We start from the raw sequence: 24149 nt of genomic DNA, 5'->3' as shown, positions 1-24149 counted from the left end.
CCAGACACAATTTATGTATCGTCTTACGGGCCCAAATAAAGATCAAGACATAATGGTATCTACGAAAAAATATTTTTTATATATAATATTTTTGGTTTCGCCTATATCGTTAACTCTATATGCACAGAATACAGCAGAAAAACCTACAAAGGCTGCTGTTTCTGAGTGCAGTTTAACTTTGGCTTGCAATAACCAAAACAACAATAACAATGCTGTTGAAAACAGCAATTTTGATCAGTTTATAGTAGGGATGTCCAACCCCAAGGACAGCCTTACTATAGTCGCTGAACCTAATACAATATCTAACGATTGTGAAGACAATTCAACACTTGCTGCAACTTCAATTCTTGCAAAAGAAGTAATTGAAAACTACAAGTATGATTTCTCTGAAACATTCATTGATATCTTGTTTTTTGAGCGTATAGATCTAGCAAGAAAACGCACTATATGATTCAAAAAATTACTTTATCTTTTTTTAAAGTTTTAATTTTATTTAGCATTTTATTATTTGCTAGATCGAATTCCTATGCTCAAACGATAGTTCCTCAAACATTTGATGGATTGGAAAAACTTTGTGCTGGTAATTCTTTCAACGAATTTTATGCTACCTTTAGTTATATAGATTTTCCCGCAGGTACTACTTTTGTAGTTGAGCTTTCAGACGCTGCGGGAAATTTTACTACTCCTGTTGCCACAACTCTTCTTCAGACTATTGATGTTTCTGCAACTCAAAAAACAATTAAGTATGCGGTGCCTACCAATTTAATTGGTTCTGATACCTATAGTCTTAGAGTAAAAAGTTCAACAGGTGTAACGAGTACAAGATTTAGAAACTCTTTAGGAAACACCTCATTTCCTGCATACTTCAAGCAATACGAATCATCTTTCTTTATTAATAATAAGAGTGATACTGCTATGCTGTGTTCTGGCGGTAGTTTAACTCTTTCTGTTAGTACAGAAACTCCATCTCCAATTGATATTCCTAATATCAAATATAAATGGTATAAAGATGATGTTGTTATTGCAGGACAATCATCAAAAGAAATAGTTGTCAATAGTACAGGAAAGTATTATGCAGAAATTGATTATGGCCAATGTTCTGATGTGAATTTTAGCTCTAATCGTGTGAATGTTACTTCTTCTTCTAGCGGATCTAGCGTAACTATTAATTCAAGTTTAGGAAACCCTTTTTGTGCTAGTGGTACAGGCACAGTTTTAACAGCAACATCTGGAAATAGTTATACTTGGAAGAAAGATGGAGCTGTGATTGCTGGAGCAACAAATCGTACGTATTCAACCAACGAATCTGGTGTTTATACAGTAGAAGTTGATTTTGGCGGATGTAAAGCTACCGGGTCTATTAATCTTCAAAGCAATGGTTTTGAAGCAAGTATTGATGCTCAGGACGGATACAAATTAAATGAAGGAGAAACAATAACTGTACATGTTACAACAGATGCTTCTGCACCAACTTTTGAATGGTATTTAAACGACAATTTAATTTCTGGTGAAACATCAAGCTCGTATGTGGTAGCTGTTAAAGGTAATTATAAAGTAAAAATTTCTCAAGCATCTGGATGTATAGCAACTAAGGAATTTTCATTTAGAATAAATGGAGATTCTGGTCCAGCGAGCGTTATTCCAAACATTATAAAATTAAGCGGAATGAATCCGTATTGGAATATTCCAGATGAGTATAAAAATGCAAACACAAAGGTAATGATCATTAGTTCAAACGGAGATATGGTTTTGGATGTAGTGAATTACCAAGGCGATTGGCCTCAAAACAATATAGATTTTAAGAATGTAAATCCCGTTTATTACTATGTCATTCAGTCCGACACAGGTGAAAAAAAAGGATCAATAACCGTTATAAAATAATATGAAGAAACTGTTACTATTCATCACGTTATTTTACGGTTTGTCAAATGTACTCTATTCTCAAAACGCTTCTGAGGATGGAGTTGTTTCGTTTTCATTACCTATTCGAAATTCTTTAAAGTTTAATAGATATTTAATCAACCCAACATTCAGTTTTGTTAGAGAATCAAATCCATACGTAAGTTTCTATAACAAAAGACAATGGGTTCAATTTGATAATGCTCCGCAGACGTATTTGGCCAATTATTCTGGGCGCTTTAGAGAAAATGAAGCATTTGCAGTTGGGTTATTTCAACAAAATTATGGTCTTATGACTGTTTTTGGCGGAGTTGCCAATTTCGCTCATAACATTGTTCTTGAACAAGATAGTAACTTGACTTTTGGTTTAAATTTTGGTATTTACCAAAGCGGTATTAATACAGGAAAAATTATATCAGATGACTCTACTATTTTAACAGGAGATTTTCCAAAAAGTACATTACTGACCGTAAATCCTGGGATTAATTATGGTACAGAATTTTTAGATTTCGGATTAGCTATTAACAATTTAGTGTTATACAATTTTGGATCTGGAATGGTAAAAGATGATCCGGAAAGAGCTATTCAATTACATGCCATGTATACTGGATATATTGACAGTTATGGTTTCTTTGACAGAAGTAAATTTTCTGGAATCGTTAGAACAGAAATAAAAAAAGATAAGACGGTTATTTCAGGACTTGCCATGCTGGCACTTCAGCAAGGAGTATGGGCACAGGCTGGATATAACACATTATATGGTGTTTCTGCTGGTCTTGGAGTTAACATTACTCCGAGCATTGCTATAGAATATAATTATGAAAGAGGAATGGGTAATTTCTCTAATCTAGGTGGTTCACATGAATTTGCGATTGCCTATAAGTTTAAAAATAGAAATTACTATTACGGTGATGATGATGAAGGTTCTTTGGTTGATCCATCAAAACCGAAATCTGTACCGGCAAAACCGAAATCGGAAGCGACTCAGGTTAACAGAGCTGAAATTGCTGAGAAGAATAGATTGATTGCCGAAGAAAAAGCAAAAGCAGATGCTCAAGCAAAACAAGCGAGATTAGCGGCTGCTGAAAAAGTTAAGGCCGATGCCGAAGCAAAAGCAAAAGCTAAATTGGAAGCTGATAACAAAGCGAAGGCAGATGCTGTAGCTGCTGCAAAAGCAAAATTAGAAGCAGATAATAAAGCCAAAGCAGATGCTGAAGCTGTTAAAATAAGATTAGCTGCCGAGGCAAAAGCAAAAGCTGATGCCGCGGCTGCAGCAAGAGCACAAACCGCTGCTGCGAATAAAGCAGTAGCCGAAACTCAAAAAACGCAAGCACAACTGGCTGCTGATAAAGCTAGAGCAGATGCTGAAGAACGCAGAATAAAACTGGCTGCTGATAATAAAGCAAAAGTTGATGCCGCTGCCGCTGCAAGAGCACAAGCCGCTGCAAATAAATCTGCAGGAGTGCAAAAAACTCCAGAGCAGTTAGCTGCTGATAAGGCTCAAGCAGATGCAGAAGCATTAAAAATAAAATTAGCTGCTGACGCTAAAGCTAAGGCAGACGCAGAAGCATTACAAGCTAAAATGATTGCTGCTGATAAAGCTAAAGCAGACGCAGAAGCTGCAAAAGCTAAAGCCGCTGCAGCAAATGCAGCTACACCAACACAGCAAAAAACAGCTGCGCAGCTAGCAATAGAAAAAGCAAGAGCAAATTCTGAAGCCGCTGCAAAAATGAGATTAGCAGCAGCTGAAAAAGTAAAAGCAGATGCAGAAGCAGCAAGACAAGCAAGATTAGCAGCTGCAGAAAAAGCTAAGGCAGATGCAGAAGCTGCAAGATTGAAATTAATTGCAGACAATAAAGCAAAAGCTGATGCCACAGAAGCAAAACGTAAAGCCGATGCTAAAGCAAAAGCTGAAGCTGCAGATATGCAGTCAATATTAGCTGCCGATGCAAAAGCAAAAGCAGATTCAGATGCTTTGCAAGCAAGATTAGCAGCAGAAGCAAAAGCTAAAACGGCGGCAGAAGCCAAAACAAAAGCTTCTATTGATGCCGCTAATAAAGCTAAAGTAGCAGCAGATTTAAAAGCAAAAGCTGCGGAAGAAGCTGCACTTAAAGAAAAATTAGCAACAGAGGCAAAAGCAAAAGCAGACGAAGAAGCAAGACAAGCTATTATCGCAGCAGAATTAAAAGCGAAAGCTGATGCTGAAGCACTGAAAATAAAACAAGCAGAAGAGGCTCGTCAGGCACAATTGGATGCAGAAGCAAAAGCGAAAGCCGATGCAGAAGCACTTCAAGCTAAGCTTGTAGCAGACGCAAAAGCCAAAGCAGATGCCGAAGCTGCAGCTAAAGCGAAATTGGAAGCAGATGCAAAAGCAAAAGCTGATGCTGAAGCAGAAAAAATAAGATTGGCAGCCGAAGCAAAAGCTAACGCTGATGCAGAAGCGGAAAAAGCAAGGTTAGCGGCAGATGCGAAAGCAAAAGCCGATATGGAAGCTTTACAAGCTAAACTTATAGCTGACGCAAGAGTGAAAGCAGATGCTGAGGCTACAGCAAAAGCAAAAGCCGAAGCTGAAGCGAAAAAATTACAAGAAGAGGAAAATGCTCGTCAAGCGAAATTGGCAGCAGATGCAAAAGCAAAAGCCGATGCTGAAGCAGAGAAAGCAAGATTAGCGGCAGAGGCAAAAGCGAAAGCGGATGCAGAAGCAGAAAAAGCAAGATTGGCAGCCGAAGCAAAAGCAAAAGCCGATGCTGAAGCTCTTCAAGCGAAACAAGCAGCACAAAAAAAAGCTAGAGTAGAAGAGGAAGCTCGCCAAGCAAAATTAGCAGCTGATGCGAAAGCAAAAGCGGATGCAGAAGCAGAAAAAGCAAGATTAGCGGCGGAAGCAAAAGCAAAAGCCGATGCGGAAGTATTACAAGCTAAACAAGCAGCTGAAGAGAAAGCTAGAGTAGAAGAAGAAGCCCGTCAAGCAAAATTAGCAGCCGATGCTAAAGCGAAAGCGGATGCTGAAGCAGAAAAAGCAAGATTGGCAGCCGAAGCAAAAGCAAAAGCCGATGCTGAAGCATTACAAGCTAAACAAGCAGCTGAAGAAAAAGCTAGGGTAGAAGAAGAAGCTCGTCAAGCAAAATTAGCAGCAGACGCCAAAGCGAAAGCGGATGCAGAAGCACTTCAAGCTAAGCTAGCAGCCGATGCAAAAGCAAAAGCGGATATGGAGGCTCTTCAAGCAAAATTATTAGCTGATGCAAAAGTAAAAGCAGACGCAGAAGCTACGGCAAAAGCGAAGGCAGAAGCAGAAGCTAAAAAATTACAAGAAGAGGAAGATGCACGCCAAGCGAAATTGGCTGCAGATGCCAAAGCAAAAGCGGATGCAGAAGCATTAAAAGCGCAACAAGCAGCTGAAGAAAAAGCTAGAGTTGAAGAACAAGCTCGTCAGGCGAAATTAGCGGCAGATGCAAAAGCAAAAGCAGACGCGGAAGCATTACAAGCTAAACTAGCAGCAGATGCCAAAGCAAAAGCGGATGCTGAAGCATTAAAAGTGCAGCAAGCGGCGGAGGAAAAAGCTAGAGTTGCAGAAGAAGCTCGTCAAGCAAAATTAGCGGCTGACGCCAAAGCGAAAGCAGATGCAGAAGCATTACAAGCTAAACTTGCAGCAGATGCTAAAGCAAAAGCGGATATGGAGGCTCTTCAAGCTAAACTTTTAGCAGACGCTAAAGCGAAAGCCGATGCAGAAGCAACAGAAAGATTGAAAGCTGAAGAGGAGACGAAACGATTGAAGGAAGAAGAGGAGCGTCAGGCGCGATTAGCAGCTGAAAAAGCGAAAGCTGATGCAGAAGCAGCAGCAATGGCTGCAAAAGCAAAAGATGATACTGGAAAAGCTATTGAAAACTTAACTCAATCTGTTGAAAGTACAAGTAAAGTACAAACAGATTTGTTAGATCAATTTAAAGCAACGGTTGCGAATAAGCAAAAAGACTTGAGCGATTTAAAAGAGGAGAATGATTTAAGTGAAAAAGGGATTTATAGAGAGCCAAAACCATTTAAGAGTGTAGCGGCAGAAAATAGTCAGATTGAAGCTTTAAAAGTTCAGATTGCTGATGCAAATAACAGCATGAAAAATGAAATAGCGAAGTTGACAAATCTTTATAACGAACGACTTAAAAAGTTCCCTAAAGACGATCCTTTGAATAAAGCTTATCTAGAGAAGATAAACGAATTAAAAGCGGCTCAGTTGAAAATGGAAAGAGAAGGCGCTGCCTTAATTGCCGATTTAGAGCGTATTAAAACAGAGACCGAAATTGAGCGCAAGCGTAGAATTAAACGTGCGGCTTATGAGAATGACGAAGGAAGATATGCACAGGATCTTGCCTCTCTTAAGAGAATAAAAGAGACAACCAAATTAAGTAATACACCATTAAAAGCAAGTGATTTTGATTTTGGTGAAGAGCAGTCAAATATGCAGATTATTAAGAATATTAAAAATTCTAATAGCGGTTATTATATGATTATTGCGGTTCATAACAGTGTAGAGAAACGCGATGAGTTCTTAACAAAAGCAGTTGCTGCAGGACGTTCAGATATTAATTTCTTTTATAATGTAACCACAAGTAAGTATTACATCTATTATGAGAAATTTGATGGTTTACAAGAAGCTACAAAAGCTTTAGAAGCAAAAGGCAATAAACCGTATAATGGAAGAATGGCCATTGTAAAAGTGGAGAATTAGTAAAATAAAAATTAAATAAAGAGTATATGCTGTTGTTTAAACGCCCCTTTAAAAACAGCCGTTAAACAGAAACCATAGAAACATGAAGAAACCTACTACTTTAAAATTAGTTTTAGCTGTATTACTTTGTATTCAAAGTTTTGTTATTAACGCTCAAAAGAATTTTACCCCTCGTTTTGATACGAGTTTAAAAGGTGATATGCTTTTGATTGGTAATAATATCTTGAATAGAGATAATAATAAAGCCAACGAAAGACCAAATGATGCTTACAATGTCTATAATCAAAACAACAATGATCTTACAATGGGATATGTTGATGTTGATAATGATGCCAGTACATTCAGTTCAAGTTCGGCTACGTTAAGTATTCCTAGCGGAAGTAGGGAATGTTATAAAATTGTCTACGCAGGGCTTTATTGGGCAGGTATTTATAGCCAAGGATCTATAGATGATAAATCGGTTAATAGAAGTAATTTAGGCTCTATTAAAATTAAACTGGCTAATCAGACTTCTTATACAGATATTAATGGTCAGCTGATTTATGATTATTATCCTTCGACTTCAAATGGGGATCAAATGCCTTATGCCTATTATTATGATTTGACGTCATTAGTACAAGGTTTGGCAAATCCTGAAGGAGAGTATACCGTTGCCAATATTATTTCGGCTAGAGGTAAAATTAATGGAGGTTTTTCTGCGGGTTGGAATTTATTTGTGGTTTATGAAGATCCTAAATCTTCAGCAAAATATATTACGACATTTGATGGTTTAAGATGGATTCAGGCAAGTAGTGGTCCTGTGACGTATACTATTTCTGGATTTAAAACAATCCCTACAGGAACTGTAAAAGCAAAATTGGCATTTGCAGCTTTAGAAGGAGATGTTAATATAACTGGCGATAAGTATTCGATTAATAACACCGATATTTCTACTGCTGAACGTCCAGTAGATAACTTTTTTAATAGTACAATTAACGACACTAATGGGCCGTTTACGAATAGAAATCCGGCCAGTGGTAATACGCTAGGTTTTGAGGCGGGTATTTTGAATGTGCCAAACCCGGCGACTAAAGCATATCCAGGTGGAAGTGTCATTAAAAATAATGATACCTCTGCAACGTTAAAACTTACCACAAGCGGGGATGGTTACGGATTATTTTTTAATGCTTTTAACGTTGAGATTATCGAACCAAAGATTGTCTTAACCAAAATTGTAAAGAATGCTCAAGGGGTAAATATTGGAGGGCAAGATGTTACATTAGGCCAGCAATTGAATTATGAAATTGGTTTTAAAAATACAGGTAATGATAACGCGACTTCATTTACGATTAGAGATCAATTGCCTATAAACATCATTTTTAATTATCCAACAGATATACTTCCATTGCCAGCTGGAGTAAGTATTCAAAGTTATGACGCAGCTACAAGAAATATTGTTTTCAAGGTTAATAATAGTGTAGTTAAAGTTGGTGATCCTGAAAAAATAATTAGCTTTAAAGTTCAGGTTGTACCAGATTGCCATATGTTGAGCGAAGCTTGTTCTAATAGTATTGATAACTCTGCATATGCAACTTACAAAGGAACACAGAACACCTCTTTTACAATTTCTGATGATCCGAGTGTTAACACAAATACAGGATGTATATTAGTTCCTAAAGCTACAAACTTCTTAGTGGGAGTTGATGGATGTAAGTATACAGACAATGTTACACTTTGTGGTGACAGTATTAATTTGACTGCTGCTAATGGTTATACAGATTATACTTGGTATAGTGATGAAGCACGAACAAATCAGATAGGTAAAGGACAAACATTGAATGTACGAAATCCGGGTACCTATTATGTATACAATTTAGCCGCAGCTCCATGTAGATCAATTTATCAATCATTTGTTGTAACAAGATTTGGTAGTACAGTAGACAACCCTATAATACCTTTTGCAGATCAAGTTGTAACTTGTTCTAATGATGGAAAAAAATTGCCTAATATTTTCTTATGCGGTAGTAATGCTTCTAGACAGATTACATTAAATATTTCTGATGCAACGAGTATTGTATGGGAGAAATTAAATGAAGCAAGCTGTACAGCTGTAACAAATCAAAACTGTGCTAACGAAAGCGCTTCTTGTACTTGGACTCGTGTTACAACAGGACAAAGATATACGGCAAATCAGGCGGGACAATTCCGTTTGACATTAAATTATGCGGGAGGATGTTTCAACCGTTTTTACTTTAATGTATATACCAACTCTTTAACACCAACAGAAACTCACAAAGATATAATATGTGGTGCCCCAGGAAGCATTACAATTGGAGGAGTTCCTGCTGGTTATGAATATGCAATTAGTACAGATCCTAACGGAGCATTAAGTGCATATCAGACAAGTAATGTATTCCCAATCAATTCTCCAAATTCATATACTGTCTACATTAGACAAATTGGAGTAACAACAAATCCTTGTATTTTTACTGTACCTAATATATTGATTAGAAGTAGAGATTTAAATATTAGCACAACAGTTACACAACCAACATGTAAAAATGATAAAGGAAGTATAAAAGTTGGTGCTGAAAATATCGATCCTCAATATTATTATTACATCTATACAAGTGGTGGAACTTTAGTTAATAGTTTTGGACCAACATCCAGTTCAGATTATACATTTGCAAATTTATCATCAGGAGATTATAGAGTTCGAGTTACAAATGGTCCATTAGGATCTACTCCAGCTCCAGCCTGTGACAAAACTGTCAATGTTACGGTAAACCCAGTTCCTGCAGGCTTAAATCCGACGGCTGCTTTAACAGTGCCATTGACTGCATGTCAGAACGGAAAAATTGTTATCACAACAACAGGAGGGACAGCACCATATTATCATTTTATAAATGGATCTACGACGTTCCAATTATCAAATGAGATTGTAGTAACAGCACCAGGTAAGTATGATATTACAGTTGTTGATGCCAATAACTGTAGCGGAACAACATCAATTACAGTTACTGCAAATCCAAAGCCTGTTTATACAGTTACTGCGGCAGACATAAACTGTAGTGGAAGCACTTCTCAAATAAATGTAAATGTAACAAATACAAATGGCTATACTTTAGAATATAGTATAGACAATGGCGCAACTTTTAGCAATAGTCCAGTATTTCCTAACGTTGCAGCAGGCTCTTATAATGTTGTAGTACGTTATACCATGTCGGGAGTAACTTGTACCGATCCAGCAACTCCAATTACAATTACTCAACCAGCAAACGCTTTATCTGCGTCAGCGGGTGTTTCTGAGTTGGCTGGTTGCGACCCTTCTGGAAACGGATTTGGTAAAGTAAGAATCACAAACCCTCAAGGAGGAACAGCTCCTTATACTTATAGTTTTGATGGAGGTATCAATTATGGAACCTCTAATGAAGCTTATGTTGCTCCAGGAACATATACACTTTATATCAAAGATTCAAAAGGCTGTATCTATAGCATGCCAGGTGTTATCTTAGATCCGAAACCTGCTGATCCGACTATAGCGGTTGCTCCACCAGTTTTTAACTGTAACGGAACAGCAACGAGTACGGTTACGGTAACTAGTGGCGGAGGAAATAATTATGCTTACGAGTACTATTTAGATAATGTAAAGAATACAAATACACCGCCAAATGTTTTTGTTAATGTTCCTTCAGGATCTCATACAATTTCAGTAAAATATAATTTGACTTCAGTACCAACTTATAGTAATTTATTAATTGAAGATTTTGGTTCGGGAGCCCCAACGACTACTCCCGGTATTGCATCTGCATACTGTTTCAATGACCAGAGAGTTAATCCTCCTTATACATGTTCATTAAATGGAACACCAACTCGTTCTGTAGAAGATAACCAATATTCTGTTGCTAGTTTCTTCTGGAGAGATAATACTGCTTGGTACCACTTTAAAGATCACACTACAAATGGAGCAGATGCAAATGGAAGATATTTATTAGTAAATATTGGTTCTGCAGCAGGGCCTTATGGAATTTTATACAGTAAACCGATTGTTGATGTTATACCAAATCAGCCTGTAATGGTTGATTTATACGTTGCCAATTTATTAAATACAGGTGTTAGCGGTGCAGCTCCTATTGTTAGATTTGAATTAGTCAATTCAGCGGGACAGGTTGTAGCTACTCAAGATACTGGAAAAATTGCGGAAGCGGCTAATGATCCAAACAGAACTAAATGGGTGCCAATTAACATCTCGTTAAATCCAGGAAACAACACCAATTTAACATTTAGAATTCGTTCAGGAAGTACAGATTATGCAGGAAACGATATTGTTATTGACGACATTTGGGTACGTCAGATTCCTAAATCATGTATTACTCAAAAAGATTTCCCAATTGTAATTGATAGCAATAAAGCTTTTTCAGTATCTGATCCAGTTATTGATAACTTGACATGTAGTAATAGTTCTGATGGACGTATTTCTATTGACGTTGCAAATTTTAATACTACTACAGGATACAAATATTCTTTAAACAATGGTGCAACTTGGAACACTGCTACAGTTTCTCCACTTGTAATTACCGGATTAACTGCTGGTACTTATAAAATTATTGTAAAAAGCGATGATGCTGGTACATGTTCAAGCTCTTTCACTAAAACAATTACAGCTCCAGTAGCCCTTACAACTACAGCAAACGTAACGGTTCAGCCAACTTGTACTATGGGGGCTTCGATTACTGCTACAGCAAGTGGTGGAACTCCAAATTATAAATATGAGCTTCGTCGTACAGATGGAACAGTTGTAGTTGGCTTCCAAAATAATAACGTATTTACAAATGTAGCAACAGGGAATTATGTAGTTGTAGTACAAGATGCAAGTTCTTGTTCTTCTCCTGCTTCAAGTACTGTATCTGTTGTTGCACCGCAAATTCCTACAGCAACATTGGCAAGTAGCTCTGACCTATGTTACGATACAACTAATCGTGCCACTTTAGTGGTGACTGCTTCTGGAGGTAAATCACCTTATTCTTATAGTTTAGATGGTGCACCAGGCCAGCTTTCAGATACATTTGCAAATGTTGGTCCAGGAACACACTCTATTGTTGTAACTGATGCTAATGGTTGTACTGCTCCTGCAATTTCTAATATTGTTATTGCTAACGAATTAAAAGCAGAAGGAAATATTACTAAACCATTAGATTGTATTACAAATAATGCAGAAATAACAATTACGGTTACTGGCGGTACAAGTGCTTATACTTATGCTGTATCAGTAAACGGAAGTGCTACTTATACAACTATTCCATCTAATGTTTATACAGCATCTTCAGCAGGAAGTTATGTGTTTAGAGTAACAGACTCAAAAGGATGTATTGTATTTACAGATGCAGTTGTAGTAGATCCTATTACTAACCCAACGGCTTCTGCTAATGGAACAAACCCTAGCTGTAATAATGGAACTGATGGTCAGTTTACCGTTATACCAGCAGGTGGTGGTGGAGCGCCTTACACTTATAGCTTTAACGGAAGTACTACTTTCGGTACAAGCCCAACAATTACTGGTTTAAATGCTTTTGTAGGTGCAGTAAATTCTAGAACTTATACTTATCAAGTAAAAGATAATAAAGGTTGCGTTTCTCCGATATATACTATAACATTAAATAATCCTACTCCAGTTGTTGCAAGCGCAGTAGCAGCTGCTAATACATCTTGTAGCCCAACTACTGTAATTACAGTTTCTGGTGCTGGAGGTTCAGGAACTTATAGTTATAGCTTCAACGGAAGTACAACATATACTGCCACAAATACACTATCTGTAAACAATACAACTAGTGCACAAAATATTACATACTCTGTAAAAGATTCAAAAGGATGTATTGATACAAAAACAATCAATATTCCTGCGTTTAATCCTCCTACGGGACTTACTATTTCGACACCTGCTGCTATTACATGTAACACTACATCCACTAGTCTTACTGTAACAGCTAATGGAGGTGTTGCACCATATACTTATTCTGTAACTGCAGGTCCAACTTCTCCTGCAGCAAATAGCACAGGTGTGTTTACAGGATTAGTTCCTGGAACTTATTCATTTAAAGTTACTGATAGTAACGGATGTACAGCAACAGGTTCTAAAACTATTGATGCTGCTCCAGCTATTACGGTTTCTGGATCAAAAACAGATGAATTGTGTTATAATGCAAAAAACGGTACTGCAACTTTCAACATTGGTAATCCAAGTAGTTCAGGAAACTTTACTTATACATTAACTCCAAATTCAGGTACAGCTACTAAAACTGGTAATACTGTTACAGTAACTGGTTTAGGTGCCGGAACATATACTTTGGTTGTTAAAGACATTACTACAGGTTGTACTTCAAATACAGCTTCTGTAACAATTGGTGCTGCTACAGCTATAACTTATAATGTAACAGCTACAAAGATCAATTGTAAAACAACAAAAGCTACTTTAACATTTACAGGATTAACAGGAGGAACTCCTGGATATCAATATGCTTATGCTGCAAGTCCATCAACTGTTCCAACAACAGGATATGGTTCAGCTGTAGAAGTAGATACAGCAGTTCTTACTACTTCAATTGATGTTTATGTTAAAGATAATAATGGTTGTATTGTAAAAAGAACAATTTCAATTTTACCTGAAGATGCTCCAACAATTGATACACCTGCATCACAATGTTATACAGGCTCACCAATTAATATTACAATAACAGGTACTTATGTAGGAACTCCAACTTTCAGTAAAGATGGAATTTTCTATCAACAGTCACCTAACTTTAGCTTAACTCCTGGAACTTACACTTTACATTTAAGAGATGGTTTCGGTTGTGATGTTCCAACTACTTATGTTGTAGCTCCTCAGTTAACTATTACTCCGACAATCGTACCAGATGTTACTTGTACACCAAATACGACGATTAGCTTAGCATCTTCTGGTGGTACTGGAACTCGTAGTTATCAGGTTTCATATAATGGAGGCGGGTACACTGCAACTACAAGTCCTTTCGTAGCAACAGCTTCGGGTACTTATAAATTTAGAGTAAGTGATTCTGCAAATCCAGTTTGTTATGCAGAAACAGCAGACATTACTGTTACATTAAAACCAACTACATTAACAATTACAACTGCTAAAGTTGACGTTCTATGTAATGGAAATAATACAGGATCAATTACGATTACACCAACATCAGGAAAAGCTCCTTATACTTATAGTGTAACAAGAGGTGGAACTGCAGTCTCAACTACAGCAACAACTACAGGTTTAACAGCGGGAACGTATGATATCTTAGTTACAGATGCATTAGGCTGTACTAATGCTGCAACTTCGGTTACGATTTCTCAACCGACAGTATTAGATACAAATGCTACTGCGACAAGTTTCAAGTGTGATACTAATAATGCAAAACAATCTGCAGTAGTAACTATTACTGTTCCAACAACAGGAACAGCTCCATATACGTATAGCTTTAACAATGGATCATTTACATCGTCTAATACATTTACAGTTGTAGATAATGGTAATAATCAAACTATTTACTATGCTGTTAAAGACGCAAATGGATGTATAATGCCAACAAAATCCATTGTTGTAAACAAGCTTAACCCTCCAGTAATTGCTTCTGTTAATGCGAGTCTAATTTATTGTGCTCCTGTTGCTAGTACTACAAGTACAGCAACAATTACAGTTACAGCTGGAACAGGTATTGCACCATTTGTATACCAAATTGTTTCTGGCCCAACTTCGGCGCCATCAAACGGAACAGGTTCATTTAGTAATTTAACGCCTGGAAATTATGTATTCAAAGTAACAGATGCGAGCGGATGTTACGATACATTCCCATTAAATATTGCTCCAGCAAAACTTATGATTGCTTCAGCAACTAAATTAAATGATGTTTATTGTAACGGTGATTCAACAGGATCAATCCGTTATAATGTAAGCGGATTTACAGGTACTTATAGCTATTCACTAAATAGTGGAACTCCAGTTACCGGTCAAACAGCTCCTGTATTTACAATTTCTAATTTAGCTCCAGGAACATATACTGTTGTATTTACAGATGAGACTACACGTTGTGATGTTGCAACAGCAGCTATTATAATTTCTCAGCCAGCCGCTCCACTTTCTGGAACAGTAGCTTATGTGAATGCAAATTGTAATATTCCAACTGCTAAAGTAACTATTACAGCTGCAGGAGGAACACCTGGATACCAATACTCATTCAGTAATAGTAGTACCGTTCCAGGAACTTACGATACAGCAAATTCAGCTAATCTAAATCCAGCGCTTACTTGGTACGCTTGGATTAAAGATTCAAATGAATGTACGGTGACTTTACCATTAACTTTAGTAACAGACACTCCTCCAAATGTGAGCGCTTCTGTTACGAATCAATGTACAGCTTCAGGAAATACATTCCAAATTGTAGCTGTAGGTTCAAATGGAGTTGCTCCATATACTTATTCGATTAATACAGGTGTAGCACCAAGTCCAGCGAATACTTTCACAGTATCAGCAGGTACTTATACTATCACTGTAAGAGACGCAAATAACTGTACTAATACAACAACTGTTACAGTTAACGCTGCCATGATAGCTGACGCTATTTTAACAAAAGACTTAACTTGTTCTTCTCCAACAGATGCTACAATTGCAGTTTCTGTAACTGGTGGTGCAGCGCCATTTGGTTATAGAGTGAAAGTTGGTGCAGGTGCTTATACTGGTTCCCCGATTGCTTTTGCAGGTACTTCATTTGTTTACACTACGTCAACTGCTGGTGTATACCAATTTGAAATTACAGATGCTAATGGCTGTCCAGTACAAACAAAAACGGCAACAGTAAGCGATTATGTACCAGTTGCTATTACTATGGTAAAAGTTGACCCAACGTGTAACGGTTCTACTGATGGTACAATACGTTTTACAAATCCAATGGGACAAGCGCCATTTCAATATAGTATAGATAATGGAGTTACTTTCGGTAATTTAGCTATTTACGGAGGTTTAGCTTATGGAACTTATAACTATGTTGTAAGAGATGCTAAAGGATGTGAGTACCGTAATAGTATTACCTTAAATAACCCTCCTCCAATAGTAGCAAATATTGTTGAAAATGGAATTACTTGTAAATCAACTACTCCAGGTAGTTTAGATATCAACGTAGTTTCTGGAGGTACAGCTCCGTACACATACTATTTGTATAATAATGCAATGACACAAATTGCTACCTATACAGAAAGCGGTGCAGCAGGAACTCCTGTACATAATTTCGGAGGATTAATGTTTGGGAATTATTATATCACAGTAGTCGATGCGAATGGCTGTAAATTTGAAAGTAATAGACTAAGAATTGCGCCACCACCTTATTTAGCTTTGACTAGTAATATTGCCGGAGCAACTTGTGCAGATGGTGTTTCTGTAACAGTTAATGTAACGGATGGTACACCAAACTTTGTTTATACTATTTATGGTGTAGGAACAACATCTGGACCAACTAGTGCTACTTCTTATACCTTTACAGGTTTAGATCAAAATACAACTTACGTTTTCGAAGTTGTTGATGCTGGTGGTTGTCCTTCTTATTTAGAAGTATTAACTCCAACGATCTCACCAATAGTTATTAATGCCGTAACAACTACAAACGTTACATGTAATGGTGCTGCTAATGGAACTATCAATTTCACAGTATCTAACTATAATGCAACAAGACTAGATTTTGAAGTTAGAGATAATGTTACAAACGTTGCAATTGTTCCACCAGTAAATGGTTCTGTAAGCGGTTTAACAGGTGCTCCGTATTCGGGAACACTTACAGGATTAAGACCTGGAAATTATACGCTTTATGTTAAAGAGTATGACGGATCATTGTGTTCTAATGTCACAGTTTTCAGAATTACGGAACCGGCTCAACCACTTGACGCAAGTATAACAAGTAATGTTAATGCAAACTGTGATGATCCAGCTCAAGTAACTGTTAAAGTTACTGGTGGAACAGGACCTTACACATTTGCTTCAGCAGTAGCTCCAGCTACTCCATCAGTTTTTGCTGCTGGAAATGTATTAAGTTTAGATTCAGGACCAACAGGTGCAGATGTAAACTGGAATATTATTGTTAAAGATGCTCAAAATTGTGAATTCCCTTTAAGCGTAACAATTGCTAAAGATCCAAGCCCTGTAATTAGTTTAAGTGTAGCAGACAATTGTGCTGCTGAAGGTGCTTTTGGAGTTGTTGTTAGCGAAACTGCTGCGGGAGTAGGTCCTTATTCAATTAAAGTGGATACTGGAGTATTTGTAAGCATTTCAGGATTGCCTTACCCTGTTACTAATTTAAGTTCAGGATCTCATACAATTACCATTAAAGATGGAAATGATTGTACAGATACTAAGACTATCAATATTAATGCGCCATTAAAATTAACTCCTGCAATTACGGCATTGCCAAGTTGTGTGGTTAACAACGGTGTAGTAACATTAACTCCATCTGGAGGAACAAACGCTTATAGCTATAGTATTACGCCAATGCATCCAAGTATTGTAATTTCAGGAAATACAATTTCTGGACTTAGAGCAGATACTTATACTATTACAATGACCGATAACGGAAATCTTTGTACAACAACAGCAGAGGTAACTTTACCAGCAGGTACTCCTGTAACATTTGATGCTGTTGTAACTAATGTTTCTTGTTTTAACGGAACTAACGGAAAAATTGTAGTTAATTTATTGCCTTCAAATGACAATCCAACTTACACATATGCGATTTCGCCTACGCCAGCTGGATATGTACAAACAGGTAATGTATTCTCTAGTTTACCACAAGGAGTTTATGATATAACGGTTACATCTGGTAGAGGTTGTACTTTAACAAAACAATATACTGTTGGTCAGCCAGCAATTTTAGATGCTACGCCTGCAATTACAGCTTACGCATGTAATCCTAGCAATGTTGCTCAGCCTGCTGTTGTAACAATTACTGCGACTGGAGGAACAGGACCATACAGATTTAATTTTGATGGAGGTGCAACATACTATACTGATAATACAACTCAGGTACCAGTTAGTACATCTGCTCAAACAGTTAATTATTATGTTATTGATGCTAATGGATGTCAATTCAATGGTAACGTTGTTGTTCCTGCATATCAACCATTAACAGATATTACATTTGCACTAACAACAGCTCCAATCTGTCCAACAAATGTGGCTGATGTTACGTTAACAGTTACTGGAGGCTATACTCCTTATGCGAAATATGAAATTATTTCACCAATAACTTTAGACAATGGAAATAATGCCACTTTCATAGGATTAGCTCCAAACACATACTTATTTAAAGTAACAGATAACAATGGTTGTTCTATCGAAAGACCATATAAAGTAGAGCCTGTTATTCCAATCGATATTGTTCGTACATCTTCAAACAATGTAAGTTGTAATACAGCAAACGGAACTGATAATAACGGTTCAGCTACTTTCACAATTTCAGATTTTAGCGCAAGCGGAAATTATAATATTTCAGTAACAACTAACCCAGCTGGATTATCATATAATGTGCCAACTGTTGCGGCAGATGTTATTACATTAACTGGCCTTGAAGCAGGTACTTATACAGTAACAGTTAGTGATATTACAACGACTTGTTCAAAATCTGCGGATGTCACTATTACAATGCCAGCACCAATTACATTCGCTGCAAGTGCTAGCAAAGTATTCTGTTCTCAAGACAATTCTACAATTACAGTTACAAATGTAGCAGGAGGAACTCCAGGTTATACTTATGCTGTAGTTGCAAGCGGACAGACGCCAACTACATTCACAGATCCTTCTGTTGCTCTTGTAGTAGATACAAACTTAACAGACCTTACTTGGGATGTTTATGTTAAAGATGCAAATGGTTGTATTTCAGTTGCTGTACCAGTAACAGTAATTTCTAATGCTGCGCCAAATCTTAACTTACCAGCTCAACAATGTTTTGTTGGTGCAAACTTAACAGTAGATTTGAATGCTTTATCTACAACTTATAATGGTGTAAAATCATTTACAGTTAATGGTTTAGCAATTACAGGAACTACAGCTACGTTTACAGCTGCAGGAACTTATAAAATTATTTTAACTGACGATAATGGGTGTACTGATGAAGTAGACTATATCGTTCAGCCACAATTGCTCGCAAGTGCTTCAGTAACTAAAGATCTATATTGTGCTGCTCCAATTGATGCAACTATTGATGTTGAAATCAGCGGAGGTGTAGGACCTTATACATATCAAATGTATCATAATGGAGTTGCTACGGGACCTGTAACAGCTGTTGCAGGAAACTTTACAGCTTCTGTATCAACAGATGGAGATTACTATTTTGTAATTACAGATACTAACACACCATCTTGTTCTGTAATAACAACAACTGTAACGGTTAATCCAACAGTAATTCCGACACTTACGAAGTCACAAATCGATGTAAGCTGTTATACATTTAATGACGGAAGTTTAACTGTTGTTCCAACAGGTGGTCGTCTTCCTTATACATTTGTATTGACAGGACCAATCGTTAACACGACTGGAGATGCAACAGGAACTTACACAGGATTGATTGCAGGAACATATACTGTAGTTGCAACTGATTCTAAAAACTGTGCTTCGGCGCCAGCGACATTTGTAATTACTGAACCAGCTGAATTAACAGCTATTCACGCCATTACTCGAAATACAACATGTAGTACAACTACTTCTATAGTTGTAACTGCAGCAGGCGGTACTGCGCCATATAGATATAATTTCAATAGTTTAGGTTATGACACAACTGATACTTTTACAGTAGTTAATGATGGATCAATTGCATCAGTTACTTACACTGTACAAGATGCTAACGGATGTGAAACCGCTCTAGTAACAGTACCAATTGTACCGCTAAACAAACCAACAGATTTAACATTCAATGCTTCTGTTGTAACTTGTATTGCTACGACTAGTACAGTTGATGTAACTGTGACAAACGGTGTAGGTGCTTTAACATTCGAGATTATTGAATTTAACGGAGCTCCAACAGCAGCTTATGCCCCAGTGAATACTGCTGATAATACAGTAGCAGCGACCTTTACAGGTTTAGTTCCTGGAGATTACATGTTCAGAGTAACAGATTCTAACGGATGTATTTACGAAGAATTATTACCAATCGCACCAGTTACAAATATTGTTGTAAACGGTCAATTGATTGCTGATATGACTTGTAATACAACAAATGACGGTCAAGTAACTTTCACAGTTTCAGATTTTGCTGGAAGTTATACGTATACAATAGATAAAGATGGTGCTAATTTTGTTCCATCAACATCTACATCAGCGGCAACTATTCCTTTAACAGGTCTTGCTTTTGGTCAGTACACGATCAATATTACAGACAATGCTACAGGTTGTACTGCAACTGCAATGGTAGAAGTGAAACAACCAACAGTAGTCGTAGTTAATCCTATCAGTAATGTAAATGCAAACTGTAAAACAGGAGCAATAGTAACGGTTGGTGCTACTGGAGGAAAACCAGATTATACATACTCATTCGTTCACGCAGGTGATCCTGCAGGAGCATTTGATGCATTAGCAACAAGAGAATTAGACGCAACTGTACCAGCTTGGGATGTTTATGCAAAAGATGTTAATGGATGTATTTCTGTTCCATATAGAGTGAATATCATAACAGACCCACTTCCGGCAGGATTTACAGCAGCAGCGGTATCTCAATGTCCAAATGCTACTACAGGAACTTACGATATCGTAATTACACCTGGAACTGGTATGGGACCATTTGAATACAGTATTGGTTCAGGATTCCAACCAGGACTTACATTTACGGTAAGTGTTCCTAAAACGTATGATCTAACAGTAAGAGATAGATTCGGATGTGAATTCATATTCAACGCAGCTGTAACTATTTTAGAGCCATTAGACATTCAAAATACAATCGTAGACTTAACAACTTGTGCTAACTTTGACGGAAGCGTAAGTGCTACAGCTACAGGCGGTACAGGTAACTACAGTTATACAATTGACGGAACTACAACTGTAACAACCACTCCAGCTTCATTCTCTGGTTTATCAGTTGGTTCACATACAATTGTGGTTACAGATTTGACAACAGGTTGTACAAAAGACGTAGAGTTTAAATTAGATGCTGCAACTTTAGTTACAGGATTTGATGCGACATCTACACCTGTAACTTGTAACGGAGGAAACAATGGTACTATTACAGCTACTTTAGATGCTCCAAGTTCAGGGGTAAATGATAATCCAATTTACACGTATACATTAACAGGAACTACTGTGTTAGGAGTTGCTGTAAATAGACCATCTCAACCGCAAAACGTATTTGAAAATCTTGAAGCGGGAAGCTACACGGTTACAGTTACTTCTGGAAGAGGATGTTCTGACAGTAAATTGGTTCAAGTTATCGAGCCAGCATTAATTGTTGTTCCTAACCCAGTACCTGTTCAATATGGATGTACTTCTGATAATACTAGCAATTCTGCGACTATTACAATTAGTGGTGTTACAGGTGGTTCAGGAACTTATATCTACGAATTCATCAGAAATGGTGCAGTAGTTTATAAAGGGGATAGAAATGTTTACACAGAAACCGATTATTTAGGTGGATCATATACAGTTAATGTTTATGATAACAACGGATGTATGGGTACTAACGCAGGAACTTACGTAATTAATCCATTTATTAGTTTAGATGATATTACAATCAATGTTACAAAAGCGATAACTTGTACCAATAATGAAGATATTACTGTGACAGTTGCTACAACTGGAGGAACACCTGCAAATTTACAGTATGCTATTACAGATGCATCTGGAAATACAGTAGCAGGTAATCCAAATAACGCAACAGGTATCTTTACTAATTTATCAATTGGAAATTACATAGTAAGTGTAACTAACCTAGATACAAATTGTATCATTAAAGAAGTACACTATGTTAACGATCCAAACACTTTTGAAATTAAAGCAGTACCAGCAAGTGCCCAAATCTGCTACGGAACTGCTGATGGACAAGTGACATTAACTTTTGTTGATAGACAGCCAACTCCAACGGACGAAGCGGGTGCATTTAATTATGTAATTACTGGGCCAGTTCCAAGTACTGGAACAACAACAGGAGCTGTAACTACAATTTCTAGTTTAACTGCAGGTCAGTATACTGTTACCGCTACATTGGTTAACAATCCATTCTGTACCGTAACTACTCTGTTTACAATAGAGCAACCTGCGGCGCAATTAGCAGTGACAGCTACGAAATCTGAAATTACTTGTAAATCGGGTAATAATGACGGTGCAATCTATGCTTCTGCAACTGGTGGATGGGATAGTAACTACGAATATCAGTTAGTTCTTAATGGTGCAACTGTAGTAGATTATTCTACGCAATATAGTTTCACAGGATTATCTGCTGGTACTTATACGATCAATGTAAAAGATGGTAAAGGATGTATCGCAACAACAACTGCTACATTGGTAATTCCAACACCAATTGCATTTACTGCGACTCCAAGTGCTACAATGTTATCTTGTTATGGAGATAAAACAGCAACTATAACTGTTTCAACACCAACAGGAGGACAAGGAAGCAATTACATGTACACATTAAACACTGTGATTGGTTCAACAATAGTATCTTCTGGCCCTCAACCATCAAATGTATTTGACGGACTAGGTGCTGGTACGTACTCAATAACAGTAACAGACGGATTTAATTGTGCGGCAACGTCTGCAGATATTATTATTGCAGAGCCAACAGAAGTTACACCAAGTTTGGTATTAGCTTCTTCACAAACATGTAACACACAATCAACGCTTACATTAAGTGCGACAGGAGGAAAAGCTCCATATAGCTACAGTACAGATCCTAACTTTGCAACAACTATCGGTACATTTGCTTCATCGGTAACATTTGCTGTACCGGTAGGAACACATCAATACTATGTAAGAGATACAAATAACTGTATTAGTTTTGTTTCTAATGAAATTAAAATTGATCCTCTAGTTCTACTAACAGTAGAATTAGATATTACAAATGCGGTTGTGAAATGTACGGGCGAAGCTACAGGAGTTATTGTTGCTGAGGCAAATGGAGGTTTAGGAAACTACATCTATACTTTGCAAGATGCTGCTGGCAATACAGTTAAAGGGCCTCAAAATAACGGAAGATTCGAAAATCTTTTAATAGGAACCTACAAAGTAAAAGTAGATAGTGGAGATTGTTTCACAACTTCGACAAATGCTACAATTACTGAACCAGCAACAGCTTTAACGGCAATTTTTACACCAACAAACGTTTCTTGTTTCGGCGAAAACAATGGTAAAATTGTCATTACTGCAACAGGTGGTACAGGAACTATCAAGTATGCAATATCTCCAGATTTAAATCAGTTTGATTTCGCTACTACATATGATAGACTTGCTCCAGGGAAATATACAGTAATTGCTCAAGATGAAAATGGTTGTTATGTAATGCAAGAAGTAGAAATTACACAGCCTAATCCAGTTATCGTTACAGAAGTTCCAAACTCTATGATTCCTGAAGTTTGTAACGGAGATAAAGATGGTGCATTTAGTATTGAAGTAAAAGGTGGTACATTGCCTTATAGCGTAAGCTTAGATAATGCAAAAGGACCATTTACTCAAGGTGGAGCTACACAGACAATATTTGATTTTACTAATCTTGCTGGTGGAACACATACAGTTTATGTGAAAGATGCAGAAGGTTGTCCAGTTGATTTTGTTGAGAATATGCCAGAATCGGTAGTTCTTAATCCAATTGCTGAGGTAACTTATGACTGTGTGAACAATGCACAAGCAAACATGGTGACAGTAACAGTTGATGCTTCGATTACAAATCCTGCTGATGTTGATTACTCATTAGACAATAACGGAGTATTCCAGCCTAGCAACATATTCACAAATGTTCCTGCAGGTAATCACTTCATCGTTGCAAGACATACTAACGGATGTGAAGTTCCAACTCCAATCTTTACTGTTGATGCTGTTGCAGAAGTTGGTCTAATCGACATTACAAACCAAAGTAAAGACATCAACACAATTGTGGTTCAAGCTTCTGGCGGTGTTGCTCCTTACGAGTACAGTTTCAATGGTGAACCATTCTCATCATCTAATAGCTATAGAATCTACAAAACAGGAGATTATGTAGTGGTTGTGAGAGATAAAAATGGTTGTGAGAAAACAATAACAGTTCATGGTACATTCTACGATTTCTGTATGCCAAACTACTTTACGCCAAATGGTAGTACAGGTACAACAATAGGTCCAGATTGTGGTGCATTAGCATACAAAGAACTAACATTTGATATCTATGACAGATATGGTAGAGTAGTAGCGAAATACCGTGTTGGTGGAAAATGGGATGGTAGATATCATGGAAATGAATTGCCAACAGGTGACTACTGGTACGTTCTTAAATTAAATGATCCGAAAGATCCAAGAGAATTTGTTGGACATTTCACTTTATACAGATAA

General features: G+C 37.2%; 4 protein-coding genes. All 4 read left to right on the top strand.

Features of this window, described 5'->3' with window-relative positions:
* Positions 1-52 precede the first annotated feature (52 nt).
* The 4 genes from J7574_RS02180 to J7574_RS02165 all read left to right on the top strand — a co-directional run bounded on the left by J7574_RS02180 (position 53) and on the right by J7574_RS02165 (position 24149).
* Entirely contained in the window at positions 53-451 is a 399-nt protein-coding gene (locus J7574_RS02180) for a hypothetical protein (protein WP_290963571.1), read from the top strand.
* Positions 448-1881: a gliding motility protein SprC gene (sprC, locus tag J7574_RS02175; RefSeq protein WP_290963569.1), complete on the top strand. Its 1434-nt coding sequence runs from the start codon at positions 448-450 to the stop codon at positions 1879-1881. Before J7574_RS02180 ends, sprC begins: the two co-directional genes overlap by 4 nt.
* Before the next feature lies 1 nt (position 1882).
* Entirely contained in the window at positions 1883-6619 is a 4737-nt protein-coding gene (locus tag J7574_RS02170; protein ID WP_290963566.1) for a PorP/SprF family type IX secretion system membrane protein, read from the top strand.
* A gap of 82 nt (positions 6620-6701) precedes the next feature.
* The gene (locus tag J7574_RS02165; protein ID WP_290963563.1) at positions 6702-24149 is read left to right on the top strand and encodes a T9SS type B sorting domain-containing protein; all 17448 of its coding nucleotides are present in this window, start codon (positions 6702-6704) and stop codon (positions 24147-24149) included.

This window comes from Flavobacterium sp. (assembly GCF_017744675.1).
GTDB lineage: Bacteria > Bacteroidota > Bacteroidia > Flavobacteriales > Flavobacteriaceae > Flavobacterium.
Note: the sequence above shows the minus strand (reverse complement) of the source record. Positions and strands in the feature narration are given on the sequence as shown.